The following is a 12,669-nucleotide window of genomic DNA, read 5'->3' as shown; positions in this document are numbered from 1 at the left end:
CTCGAGCGGCGATCCGTGAAAGGAGGAGGTCATGAGATTGGTGATTGCCATGACCGGAGCGACCGGTGCCGCTCTGGGCATCCGCCTACTGGAAACCCTCGGGCACTTGGGTGTCGAGACGCACCTGGTGTTGAGTGACTGGGCGCGGGCGACGATCAAGCTCGAGACCGATACCAGCGTCGAGGCGGTTCGGGCGTTGGCCTCACACGCGTACAGCGCACGCGACCTCGCCGCCGGCATCTCCAGTGGATCGTTCCGCACCGACGGCATGGTGGTCTGCCCGTGCAGCATGAAGACGTTGAGCGCCATCCGAATCGGCTTCAGCGACAACCTGATCACGCGCGCCGCCGACGTGACGCTCAAGGAACGACGCAGGCTGGTCCTGGTCGCGCGCGAGGCCCCGTTGAGTGAGATCCACTTGGAGAACATGCACTACCTGGCGCGAGCCGGAGCCGTGATCTTCCCACCGACGGTGGCGTACTACGCGCGGCCCACCTCGGTCGACGAAGTGACCGATTATGTGGTCGGCCGGGTCCTTGATCAGCTCGGCATCGAACACAGTCTGATCAAGCGCTGGAAGGACGATCAGCAACACCCAAACGGCGACTCAGCTCTAACGGAGGCCGACCGGTGGGCCACCCGGATCGAGCAGGAGTTGCGCCAGCCGCTGTGCGCCCCGATCGAGTGAGGAGACCGAAATGACCACGGGCACAAGCCTGCCGGAAACGACGAGTATCACCCAACCGGACGGGGCCGGTGCGGGACCCGACCTGCGTAGCTGGCTGGCAACACTGGAAGCGGCGGACCAGTTGCGTCGGGTCAGAGCCGCTGTCGACTGGGACCAGGAAATCGGTGCGATCACCCGCGCCAACCTGTCTCTGGGCGGCCCGGCTCTGCTGTTCGAAAACATTGTCGGCCATGAGAACACCAGGTGCACAAAGCTGTTGACGTCGGCACTGGGCAGCCGGCGCCAGGTCCAACTGATGCTCGGGCTGCCAGAAGGCACCAGCGATTCGGCCATCGTTCGTCACTTGCGAGAGGCGTTCAAAAAGCCCATCCCACCACGCGTTGTCGACTCGGGCCCGGTCAAAGAGAACATCGTCGAAGGCGACGACATCAATTTGTGGGAGCTCCCCGTCCCGAAGTGGCACGGTGAGGACGGCGGCCGCTACATCGACACCTTCTGCGGCGTCGTCACCGAAGACAAGGTAACCGGACGCGACAACATTGGTCTCTACCGCGGCCAGATCGTCGACCGCGACAAGATCGCCAAATTGTTGGTGCCCAGCCAGGGCTGGGGCGGCCATATGGAGGAATACAAGCCAGAGCCGATGCCGGTTGCGGTTGTCTATGGGTGGCACGACGTGCTGCCGTTCTGCGCCGGCAGCCCCTTTCCCAAGAACGTCTGTGAGTGGGACATGATGGGGGCGCTGCTCGGCCGACCCGTTGACCTGGTGCCCTGCGAATCTGTGCCGTTGCACGTGCCGGCGACCGCGGAGATCGTCGTCGAGGGCTTCATCGATCCCGACCCCTCGACGTTCGTCGTAGAGGGTCCGTTCGCCGAGTATCCGGGCTTCATCGGCGGCGCGGCACCGGCGCCGGTCCTGCGGGTCACCCGCATCACCCACCGCAACGACCCGGTGCTTCGCGGCACCCTCGAGGGCATCCGGCCGGGGATGTTCAACGAGGACAGCATCACCAACTTCGCACGGTCGGCGATCACCTGGAACGTGCTCGACGATCTTGGCATCGGCGGCATCACCGACCTCTGGATGACCGAGGTGACCAACGGCCAGAACACACTGGTGCAGATCCAGAAGCGGTACCGCGGCCACGCGCAACAGATCGCCGCGGCGCTCTGGGGCACCGGGGGATCGGTGTGGTTCCACAAAAACGTGATGGTCGTCGAGGAGGACATCGACATCCACGATCCGGTCGCGCTGGATTGGGCCATGTCCTATCGGGTCAACGCGGGGCTCGGCGACATCGCTTTCTTTGGACCGGGTTTGGGCTCCTCGCTCGATCCGTCGACCCCGCCGGAGAAGAACGACACCAACAAGTACGGGGCCGGCCAGTGGACGCGGGTGCTCATCGACGCCACCCGTAGCTGGGAGATCGAGCCTCGCGCGGAATGGGGCGGGCGCCGCTTCCCGCCGACCGATCGGTTATCGCCCGAGCTGGAATCCAAAATTGCCGGCCGGTGGGAAGAGTACGGGATCGGCATCCCGTACCTCGACGACGAAGGACGCGAAATGCTGACGCTGCAAAAACTCAGCAAGCGAATGCCGGAGGTGTAGAGAGGCGATGACGGATGTTGCGGTAAGCATCGCGTTACCACCGTCGATCGAGTCGGCTCAGCACATTGCCTCAGCGGAGAAACTTGGCTATCGGCGCGCCTACTGTTACGACAGTCCGTTCGGTGGTGATGACGTCTGGCTGGCCTTGCACCGCGCCGCCGAGCGGACGACGACGATTGAGCTGGGTCCCGCGGTACTGATTCCGACACAGCGTCATCCGTTGGTCAACGCCGCAGAGACCGTCTCACTGCACCGAGTGGCACCCGGACGCATTCTGACGTCGTTCGGCACAGGATTCTCCAGCCGCGCGGCCATCGGCCAGCCCCCGATCGCATGGTCGTACATGGAGGCCTATATCCGTGCCTACCAGGCGCTGTTGGCCGGCGAGGTGGTCGACTGGGAAGGTGCGGCCATAAAATTGATGCTCAGCTCATCGCAATCGGAGGTGCTGCCCCTGCGAATCCCGTTGCTGCTGGCGGCAACCGGTCCCAAGGGTGCAGGCGTCGCCAAGCGGGTCGGCGCCGACGGGATCATCTCGATGTTCAATGTCGTGCCCGGACAGCGTGATTTTGCGCGCACAGTGGTAGCGACAATGGGCACCGTACTCGACGAAGGGGAGAGCCTGGCAGACGAACGGGTCCGCTCGGCGGTGGGTGCCCCCTGGGCGGCGGCATATCATTTCGTCTACACCACGCAGGGTGCCGACGCGTTGCGCGAGATGCCGGGTGGCGCAGCGTGGTTGGACGTGATCGAGCGGATCCCGCAACGCCTGCGCCACTTACACATTCACCAGGGGACCATGGTCGAGATGAACACGGCCGACATGGCGGCCTGGCATGCCGGAGGCTACGCCTCGGTTCCGTCGGTCACCCTGAGCGGATCGGCCGACGCGGTCGGGAGGGCCGTCGCGGCGATGGCGGAGGCCGGTGCCACCGAGGTCATGATCGAGCCCTCGGGACCCGACATCCCATGCGAACTCGAAAGATTCGTGGCGGCCGTGCGTGGTTAGCACGGCCGGTTCGGTCGCCCCGATGGGGTCGCTGATCTGCTCGCCTTCCTTGGCGGCATAGCGCCGGCCAAATCCCTACTCGTTCGAAAGGACTCCCACGAAATGCCCGTCTACCAGTGTTACAGTCCGCCAGGACTGCTGAGCGAGTCGGCGAAGGCTCGAATCGCCGACGAGATCACCACCATTCACACCAGCGCCACCGGAGCACCGGAATTATTCGTCAACGTTCTTTTCCACGAGATCCCGGTGGGTGACTGCTTCGTTGGCCGCAAACAGGCGAGCCACTCCTACCTGTTCGGCGCCATCCGCCACGGGCGCGATGCCGCGACCCGCCAAACGATGCTGCGCGAATTCTCGCGGATGTGGAGTCGTGCCACCGGCCAGTCTGAAGCCGAATTTCTCGTCGCGTTGACCGAAGTCGACCCGGCAAATGGGATGGAGGCTGGATTGGTTTTGCCTGAGCCTGGTCGCGAACAGGAGTGGTTCGACGAGAACCGGGTCAGATTGACGCAAATGGGGATGGCGCTCTGACGCGCCCGGCGCAGTCCTGTCAGCGAACGCCGGGCCGCTCACCCCGCTGAGCGCGCGATTTGGTCGCCGTGACACCGGTTCGGTAACCTGGCATTCACCAACGCGGGGTGGAGCAGCTCGGTAGCTCGCTGGGCTCATAACCCAGAGGTCGCAGGTTCGAATCCTGTCCCCGCTACCAGGTAAAACGGCCCCCGGAGATTGCTCCGGGGGCCGTTTTCACGCCCGGCGGGGGCGTTGGCGCGAACGTTCGCAAAGCGAATGATCAGTCGGGAACGTGTTCGCCAAGCACGCGATGGCATATCTTTACCTCCGTCCGTCGCATCGGTACCGCGAGTTGTCGGAGGAGATCCCACATGCGCAGCATCCAGGTGGCAGCGTCCGCCACGGCCCTCGTTCTCTTCGGCTCGGCCGGCGTCGCCGCCGCCGCGCCGCCGAAGGACTACTGCGCCGAACTCAAGGGTGCCAACACCGGCCAGGCATGCAAGATCCAGATGGCCGACCCCGGCTACAACGTCGACATCAGCTTCCCGGTCAACTACCCCGACGAGAAGTCGGTGGCGGACTTCATCACCAAGGAGCGCGACGATTTCCTCAACGCCGCCAAATCGTCCGCACCCCGCGACCAGCCCTACCAACTGACCATTTCGTCGACGAATTACGGGTCGGCGATACCACCGCGCGGCACCGAGGCCGTGGTGTTCAAGGTCGTCGAGAACACCGGCGCCCCCAAGACGACGTTCAAGTCGTTCAACTGGGACCAGACCTATCGCAAGGCGATCGTGTGGACCGCCGCCTCAGACGACAAGAACAACACGCCCTTGTGGCGCGTCGACGACCCGCTGCAGACCGTCGCGCCGATCGTGCAGAGCGAGCTGCAGAAGCAGGCCGCGCCGCCCGCGAACCCGGCGCAGACCCCGCCGGGGAACCAGCCGCAGACCACACCTCCCGCGAACCAGACGCCGACGCCCCCGCCGGTGGCCATCGCGCCGGCCGCCGCCTACGACCCCGCCAACTACCAGAATTTCGCGGTCACCAACGACGGAGTGATCTTCTTTTTCGACCAAGGTCGCATGGTGCCCGACGCCACTCAGGTGTTGGTGCCGCGCTCCGCGATCGACCCGATGCTCGCCTAGCGAGCGCCGACCTACCGCGGCAGCACGGCCTCGATGGCGCTGATGACCTCGGGGGCGTCGGGCTCGGTGCGGGGCCGGAAGCGCTGCACCACCGCACCGTCGGGTGCGAGGAGGAACTTCTCGAAGTTCCACTGGATGTCTCCCGCCTGGCCGTCGGCGTCGGCGGCTTTGGTCAACTCGGCGTACAGCGGGTGGCGGCCGTCGCCGTTGACGTCGGTCTTCGCCAACAACGGGAACGTCACCCCGTAGGTGGTCGAGCAGAACTCCTGGATCTCGTCGGCCGTGCCGGGTTCCTGTCCCATGAACTGGTTACAGGGGACGCCGACGACGGTCAGGCCGCGGTCGCGGTAGTCCTTGGCCAGCTTCTCGAGCGCCGTGTACTGCGGAGTGAGCCCGCATTTGGAGGCCACGTTGACGACGAGCGTTGCGCCGTCGGACAATTCGGCCAGCGTGGTGGGCCGGCCGTCGAGGGTGTTCAGGGCGATGTCTTTGAGGGTCACGCCGACGACGCTAACGCAGATCAGAGCCAACCGGTACGGGCGGCGGCAACCGGCTCGGCGGGTTCGGGGGCCAGCTCCCCGTCCCGCACGCCGTCGAGCAACCGCTTCACCGCGGCGACGATCTCCGGCGCCGCGGCGGCGAGCCCCTTCTTGTCGGCCTCGCTGACCGCGTCGGCGTCGACGCCGGCCCGGGTCAGCACGGCGGACGGGTCGGCCAACTGCTCGGCCAGCCACGACACCGGGTCCGCTGAGAGCTCCGGGACGAAGTGCCGGCGTCCGGGTTCCCAGCCGTCGAAACGCGGGTGGTGATGGGCCCGGTCCAGCATCCCCGGTGGGCTTTCCGTCGATCCGAAAAGGTCCACCCGCCACACGGGGCGGGTGAAGGCGATCGGGACACCGGCATAGATCGAGCCCTGGGGCTCGGCCCGGTCGACGAGGCGCAGTTCCAGTCTGACTCCCCGCTCCGGGGTTTCCTGACCTTCGAGCGGGGACGGGTCGACGAAATACATGTCGCCGACGACCACACCCAGGGATTCGAATCCGAACGCTGCGAGCATTGCGCACCTCTCCTTACCGCTACCCGAGCGTAGACCCGCACGCGGACGGGTGCGCCGCCACCGAAGAGGGGACGCGCCAGCGCGTCTCGTAAAGTTGAGCGCTGGAACAGGCGCCAACACGAATTTTGTTAATGGCGGTTCGCATAAGTGCGGGCGCCGCGGTAGATTTTAATGATCTTTCTATCAAGGGCCCCTGGTATCGGCTCTGACCCGGGGGAGAACGTAAGGGGCGGCGACGGTGGTATCGAGACAGCAGAGTCCCGGTTCACCTGTGCAGATCAACTCGCAGCGGACCCCGCCCTATAAGTGGATCGCGGTCGCCACGCTGCTCGTGCTCGCGGTGATCTTGGCCCTGGTGTACATCCAGTTCCGGGGCGGCTTCACGCCGAAGACCGAGTTGACGATGCTGGCGTCGCGGGCTGGGTTGGTGATGGATCCGGGGTCGAAGGTGACCTATAACGGGGTGGAGATCGGGCGGGTCGGCAAGATCACGGAGACGGTGCGTGATGGCAAGCCGGCGGCGAAGTTCACGCTGGAGGTCTATCCGCGGTATTTGGCGTTGATCCCGTCGAATGTGAATGCCGATATCAAGGCGACGACGGTGTTCGGTGGCAAGTATGTGTCGTTGACGACGCCGGCGCACCCGTCGCCGCAGAAGATCTCGGCGCACACCGTGCTGGATGCGCGTTCGGTGACCACCGAGATCAACACGCTGTTTCAGACGATCACCTCGATCGCGCAGAAGGTCGATCCGGTCAAGTTGAATCTGACGTTGAGCGCGGCGGCGCAGTCGTTGGCCGGGTTGGGGGAGAAGTTCGGGCAGTCGGTGGTGAATGCGAACGCGGTTTTGGATGAGGTGAATCCGCGGATGCCGCAGGCGCGCAAGGACATTCAGCAGTTGGCGGCGTTGGGCGACACCTATGCGGACGCCTCGCCGGATCTGTTCGACTTCTTGAACAACGCGGTGGTCACCTCGCGCACGATCAACGCGCAGCAAAAGGATCTGGATCAGGCGTTGTTGTCGGCGGCCGGGTTCGGCAACACCGGGGCCGACTTGTTCACCAAGGGCGGCCCGTACCTGGCCCGCGGCGCGGCCGATCTGGTGCCCACGGCCCAGCTGCTCGACACCTACAGCCCCGAACTTTATTGCACCCTGCACAACTACCACGACATTGTGCCCATCACCGGCGCCTCCGAAGGTGGCTTCAACGGCTACTCGCTGAACATGAACACCGAGGTCACCTCGGGCCTAGGTCTGTTGCTCAACCCGGTCGCCACCGTCCCGGTCATCGCGTCGCTCCTGGGCGGCATCGCCGGGGTGGTCGGCGGGGCGCCCAACCCCTACATCTGGCCCGAGAACCTGCCACGCGTGAACGCCCGCGGCGGCCCCGGCGGCGCCCCGGGTTGCTGGCAGCGGGTCACCCGAGACCTGTGGCCCGCGCCCGAACTCGTGATGGACACCGGCAACAGCCTCGCGCCCTACAACCACCTGGACACCGGATCGCCGTACGCGATCGAGTACGTCTGGGGCCGTCAAGTCGGCGACAACACCATCAACCCGTAGCACGCGAAAGAGTTGCCGGGAACCATCATTCGCGTGCCGCCACGGTCGACGGCCCCGCCGCGCGCGGCGCGATAGTTCGGCGTTGCGTTGTTCGTGCCACCGCGTCGCGGTACATTGCACTGGTCTTCGTTATTGCATCTGTGTACAGAGCCCCTGGTAACGGGCAGTGAGTCGGGGGAGTGATTTGCCGCAGCGCCGCCAGGCCGCGGCACCGACGTGAGGGGCCAGCTGTGGCGACGGTGGGTTATCTGAATAACCAACCGCATGCCTTGCCGCCCAGCGCGGAATCGACCTTCGGATTCGCGGTGTAGCGCCATGGAAGGTTCACCCGTTCAGATCAACGACCCCCGGGTTCCGCCCTACAAGGTCTACACCTTTGTCGTTGTGGTGGTGCTCGCGGTGATCTTCACCTTGGTGTACATCCAGTTCCGGGGCGGCTTCACGCCGAAGACCGAGTTGACGATGCTGGCGTCGCGGGCTGGGTTGGTGATGGATCCGGGGTCGAAGGTGACCTATAACGGGGTGGAGATCGGGCGGGTCGGCAAGATCACGGAGACGGTGCGTGATGGCAAGCCGGCGGCGAAGTTCACGCTGGAGGTCTATCCGCGGTATTTGGCGTTGATCCCGTCGAATGTGAATGCCGATATCAAGGCGACGACGGTGTTCGGTGGCAAGTATGTGTCGTTGACGACGCCGGCGCACCCGTCGCCGCAGAAGATCTCGGCGCACACCGTGTTGGATGCGCGTTCGGTGACCACCGAGATCAACACGCTGTTTCAGACGATCACCTCGATCGCGCAGAAGGTCGATCCGGTCAAGTTGAATCTGACGTTGAGCGCGGCGGCGCAGTCGTTGGCCGGGTTGGGGGAGAAGTTCGGGCAGTCGGTGGTGAATGCGAACGCGGTTTTGGATGAGGTGAATCCGCGGATGCCGCAGGCGCGCAAGGACATTCAGCGGTTGGCGGCGCTGGGGGACACGTATGCGGACGCCTCGCCGGATCTGTTCGACTTTTTGAACAACGCGGTGGTCACCTCGCGCACGATCAACGCGCAGCAAAAGGATTTGGATCAGGCGTTGTTGTCGGCGGCCGGGTTCGGCAACACCGGCGCGGACCTGTTCACCAAGGGCGGCCCGTACCTGGCCCGCGGCGCGGCCGATCTGGTGCCCACGGCCCAACTGCTCGACACCTACAGCCCCGAGATCTATTGCCTGATGCGCAGCGAAGTCGATGCGCTGGGCCCCACGGGCGCGGCCGAAGGCGGCTTCAACGGTTACTCGCTGAACATGGACACCGAGGTGCTCTCCGGGCTCGGACTGATCGCGAACCCGGTGTCCGCGGTGCCCGTCATCGCGTCGCTGGTGGGCGGCATCGCCGGGGTGGTCGGCGGGGCGCCCAACCCCTACATCTGGCCCGAGAACCTGCCACGCGTGAACGCCCGCGGCGGCCCCGGCGGCGCCCCGGGTTGCTGGCAGAAGATCAGCCGCGACCTGTGGCCCGCACCCGAGTTGGTCATGGACACCGGCAACAGCATCGCGCCCTACAACCACCTGGACACCGGATCGCCGTACGCGATCGAGTACGTCTGGGGCCGCCAGGTCGGCGACAACACCATCAACCCGTAGCAGCCGAAAAGCTTGCTAGAGGCGGTGATTCGCGTCCCGCTCCGGCCCGCTCACGCTTGGGTGGCGGCGGTCGGCCGCTCATTGGATTTCACGTCGCGCCCCGCGCCGGCCGACACCGTGGCCGCCTCACCGCGCGCCAGGCCCACCGTCGCGACGATCACCACCACCGCCGTCACCGCCAGGACAAACCACTCCCAGCCGCCGGCCGCAAGCGTCTCGCCGAGCACGACGATTCCGAGGATCCCGCCCACCACGGGCTTCGCCACGATGATCGTCGGCAGCGACGCGGTGAGCGCGCCGGCCCGATACGCCGATTGGTGATAGATCATCCCGGCCACCCCGCAGCCCACCAGGGCATAGAGCTCGAAGGATTGCCACACCTGGCCCGGATGGCGCTCGAGGATGTCGACGACGCCCTTCATCAGGACCGCGAACACCGCCAGCAGCGAGCCGGCCACCGCCGCAAGCAGCAGCGCCGCGACGGGACGATCCACCCAGATGCGGGCGCCCAACAAGCCCAGCAGCAACAGCGGGCCGATCACCGCGGCCACCACGAGCCACGTCTGCAGCGGCGCCCGCTGCTGACCGCCGGTCGGGTCTCCGATCGCGATGAGCACCGCCAGCGCGACCGCCAGCAGCAGCGCCCAGGTCCACTCCCGGCGCGTGATCGGGTGATGGCTCATCCGCGCGTAAATCGGCAGCGCGAACAGCAGCGCCGTCACCTGCAGCGACATCACCAGCAACACCGAGCCCTTGTCGAGGGCGGCGGCCAGCAGCACGTAACTGCCGATGTCGCCCAAACCGCCCAGCCACCACCGGGTGTCGCGCAGCAACATGCCGAACAACGTCAGGTGGCCCACCCGCCTGTCGGTGACCTCCTGCGCGGACCGCTGACGCACGACGTTGCCGATCGCGGATGCCAGCGCGGCACACAGGGCGAGAATGGCCGCCAGATGCACGTCGGACATGGCATAACCTCCTCACCCAGCTGGCTTGTGCTCGAACTACTAATTTAATCGCGGCCCCGACCGGCGCGCCTCGCGGTTGCCGGGCCGCACAGACGCGGCCCGCTCAGAGCGGGAATGCGGTTCCGGTGAGCCGCTCGGACAGTTCCCAGAGCGCGGCGGCGGTGCCCGCGCGCTTGGCCGGCCAGTTGCGCCACGTCGGTTGGGTGCGACCGTACAGCCCGAACCGCGGGCCGACGAAAGTGTTGCCCGGCAAATCCTGCGACACCGCGTACAACGTCTGGCGGGCGCCGAAATCCGCGTCGGTCGACACGATGCGGTCGACCGCCAGGACCGCCGCGTCGCCCAGTTTGCGGCCGGAGTTGCCCTGCAGGTTCGTGTGCGACCAGCCCGGGTGGGCGGCCAGGGCGCGCAGCGACGCGCCGACGCCGTCCAAACGCCGCTGCAGCTCGCTGGTGAACAGCAGATTGGCCAGCTTCGACTGGCTGTAGGACAGCCAGGCCGAATAGGGCCGCGACTGAAAGTTCAAGTCCTTGAGGCTGATATAGCCGAAGTGGTGCATCAGCGAGGACACCGTCACCACGCGGTCGGTCAGCTTGGGCAGCAGCAGGTTGGTCAGGGCGAAGTGGCCGAGGTGGTTGGTGCCGATCTGACCCTCGAAGCCGTCGACGGTCACCGCGTGTTTGGTGGCCATGATGCCGGCGTTGTTGACCAGGACGTCGACGGTGTCGATGCCCTCGGCGAAGCGCCGCACCGACGACAGGTCCTGCAGATCGAGCTGGCGCACCTCGGCCCGACCGGGGCCGGCCATGCGGGCGGCGGCGGCGTGCCCCTTGTCGGTGTTGCGGACGGCCAGGATGACGTGGCCACCGACCCGGACCAACTCGCGGGCGGTGATCTCACCCAGCCCGGCGTTGGCGCCGGTGATGATGATGGTCCGTCCGGCGAACGAGGGCAGCCGGGCTGCGGTCCAATCGGCCATGGCAGACACCCTAACGACGCGCCTGCCGAGCGCGCCGCTGGGCCGAGCGGCCGCGCGGTGGCGGTGAGGACGCATTGCTCGTCCGGCGGCGCTCGCAGGTATCGTGCCTGGGATGACCAGCGACATCCCACCGGCGCGGGTAGCACGACAGCGGTGTTTTGTCAGGTACGCGTGGGGGACCGCCGGATGTTTCTAGGCGTCATCGTCAATCCGAAAGCGCGGAAGAATCGTGCCGCGCCCCGCGAGCGCATCGACGAACTGCGTCGCCTCGTCGGTCCCTGGGGCGAGGTGCATGAGACCGCATCAATCGACGATCTCCGCGACACCATCGCGCAGATCGGTCCCCGGGTCACCCACCTGGTCGGCGACGGTGGCGACGGCGCGCTGCACTGGTTGATCAACGAAACCGAGCGATGCATCGGCGACCCGGAAAGTTGGCCGGCGTTCGTCCCGTCCAACGGGGGCAGCGTGAACGCGGTGGCCCGCAAGGCCCGGGTCCGCGGCCGGCCGGAGACGATCATCCGCGCATTGGTCGCCGCCGCCGAGGCCGATCAGCCTCCGCCCGAGATGTGGCTCGACACGCTGGTGCTCGACGGCGAAACCGCCGACGGCGCGGCGTTTCATCGCCTCTGCTTCGGGCTGGCCGCGGGCGGGGTCGGGAACCGCTTCTACGACCGGTATTACGACGCCCCCGATCACGGTCGGCTCGCCGTCGCGCGGGTGATCGCCCGCAGCTTCGGCGACTACATCACGTCCAAAATCGCCCCGAGTCGGGTCAAGACGCCGAACTACGCCTCGATCCTGTTCACCCCCACGAGTGCTCACGTGGTCATCGACGGCGAGGAGGTCCCGTCGCGCACGCACAGCCTGCTGCACGCCGGCGCGATCGATCTGCGCATCGGCGGCCCGCTGCGGTTGTTCCCCAAAGCTTCCGAGCCGGGTGCGCTGCACTTTCAGGCCGGATACCTGCGGCCGTCGCGGATCGTGGCGCAGCTTCCCACGGCGCTGACCAACGGCATGCTCCGCGGCAAGGGGCTGCGTGATGTCAACGGCCACGAGATGATCATCGAGGCCGAGGACGAGCCGCTGTCACCCATCATCGACGGGGAGCGCTTCCTGGGCATCGTGAAGCTCGTGGCCCGGGCGGGACCGCGGATCCGCATCGCGCAGGTCGCACCGTCCACCATCGCCCGGGCGCACAGCGCGCCCGCGCCGTGACGCCTGTCACTTTCTAGTTCCGCAATCCACTTCCGGCGCCTGGGCACAAAACGCCGGCAAAATCGGAATCTAGAAATCTTTTCTGGCTCAGCGGTTTGACCATAAGGCGACGCGGGTGGCAGGGTTATTATTGCGGGCGGCGAGGGACATATGAATTGCGTGGATTAGTACATCCGTACGTCAGTATTTGAGGAGCAACATCGAGCATAATCCCTGCTCAACAGCCACTGAGATACTGAAGTCCGTATCGACACAGATCAGGATTTATGCAATTGAATTCGCCGCTTAAG

Annotated in this window: 12 protein-coding genes and 1 tRNA gene; 9 read left to right on the top strand and 4 right to left on the bottom strand. The window is 66.0% G+C overall.

Annotated features, from left to right (window positions below):
- The first annotated feature begins 31 nt into the window (after positions 1–31).
- From OCU_RS44290 to OCU_RS44265, 6 genes are all read left to right on the top strand, one after another.
- Positions 32–688 (top strand): UbiX family flavin prenyltransferase, encoded by a 657-nt coding sequence (locus OCU_RS44290; RefSeq protein WP_014385624.1) that lies wholly within the window; start codon positions 32–34, stop codon positions 686–688.
- A gap of 10 nt (positions 689–698) precedes the next feature.
- Positions 699–2,297: a UbiD family decarboxylase gene (locus tag OCU_RS44285; protein WP_014380896.1), complete on the top strand. Its 1,599-nt coding sequence runs from the start codon at positions 699–701 to the stop codon at positions 2,295–2,297.
- A 7-nt stretch (positions 2,298–2,304) separates the two neighbouring features.
- Positions 2,305–3,306 carry an LLM class flavin-dependent oxidoreductase gene (locus OCU_RS44280; protein ID WP_014380895.1) on the top strand — a complete coding sequence of 334 codons (1,002 nt, stop codon included), beginning with the start codon at positions 2,305–2,307 and terminating at the stop codon, positions 3,304–3,306.
- A gap of 102 nt (positions 3,307–3,408) precedes the next feature.
- Complete coding sequence (locus OCU_RS44275) at positions 3,409–3,837, top strand: tautomerase family protein (RefSeq protein ID WP_009956617.1); 429 nt, start codon at positions 3,409–3,411, stop codon at positions 3,835–3,837.
- Between the two features lie 101 nt (positions 3,838–3,938).
- Positions 3,939–4,015, top strand: a tRNA-Met gene (locus tag OCU_RS44270).
- Between the two features lie 175 nt (positions 4,016–4,190).
- Entirely contained in the window at positions 4,191–4,970 is a 780-nt protein-coding gene (locus tag OCU_RS44265; protein ID WP_009956618.1) for an RsiV family protein, read from the top strand.
- Between the two features lie 11 nt (positions 4,971–4,981).
- Here OCU_RS44265 and OCU_RS44260 read toward each other — a convergent pair whose 3' ends face one another.
- Together OCU_RS44260 and OCU_RS44255 are read right to left on the bottom strand one after the other, a co-directional pair.
- Entirely contained in the window at positions 4,982–5,470 is a 489-nt protein-coding gene (locus tag OCU_RS44260) for a glutathione peroxidase (protein WP_008259599.1), read from the bottom strand.
- Between the two features lie 20 nt (positions 5,471–5,490).
- Positions 5,491–6,027 (bottom strand): hypothetical protein, encoded by a 537-nt coding sequence (locus tag OCU_RS44255; protein ID WP_014380894.1) that lies wholly within the window; start codon positions 6,025–6,027, stop codon positions 5,491–5,493.
- A gap of 271 nt (positions 6,028–6,298) precedes the next feature.
- On the opposite strand from OCU_RS44255, the gene OCU_RS44250 reads away from it, so the two are divergent.
- Both OCU_RS44250 and OCU_RS44245 read left to right on the top strand, forming a co-directional pair.
- Complete coding sequence (locus OCU_RS44250) at positions 6,299–7,591, top strand: MCE family protein (protein WP_014380893.1); 1,293 nt, start codon at positions 6,299–6,301, stop codon at positions 7,589–7,591.
- A 315-nt stretch (positions 7,592–7,906) separates the two neighbouring features.
- On the top strand, positions 7,907–9,214 hold the full coding sequence (locus OCU_RS44245) for an MCE family protein (RefSeq protein ID WP_014380892.1): 1,308 nt from the start codon (positions 7,907–7,909) through the stop codon (positions 9,212–9,214).
- 50 nt (positions 9,215–9,264) lie between these two features.
- Here OCU_RS44245 and OCU_RS44240 read toward each other — a convergent pair whose 3' ends face one another.
- Positions 9,265–10,182 carry a DMT family transporter gene (locus tag OCU_RS44240; protein ID WP_009952918.1) on the bottom strand — a complete coding sequence of 306 codons (918 nt, stop codon included), beginning with the start codon at positions 10,180–10,182 and terminating at the stop codon, positions 9,265–9,267.
- 103 nt (positions 10,183–10,285) lie between these two features.
- Positions 10,286–11,161, bottom strand: coding sequence for an SDR family NAD(P)-dependent oxidoreductase (locus OCU_RS44235; RefSeq protein ID WP_009952920.1), 876 nt, complete (start codon positions 11,159–11,161; stop codon positions 10,286–10,288).
- A gap of 186 nt (positions 11,162–11,347) precedes the next feature.
- Between OCU_RS44235 and OCU_RS44230 the strand changes: the two genes are divergently transcribed.
- Entirely contained in the window at positions 11,348–12,379 is a 1,032-nt protein-coding gene (locus OCU_RS44230) for a diacylglycerol/lipid kinase family protein (RefSeq protein ID WP_014380891.1), read from the top strand.
- Positions 12,380–12,669: the final 290 nt, after the last annotated feature.

Source organism: Mycobacterium intracellulare ATCC 13950 (assembly GCF_000277125.1).
Classification (GTDB): Bacteria; Actinomycetota; Actinomycetes; order Mycobacteriales; family Mycobacteriaceae; genus Mycobacterium; species Mycobacterium intracellulare.
Note: the sequence above shows the minus strand (reverse complement) of the source record. Positions and strands in the feature narration are given on the sequence as shown.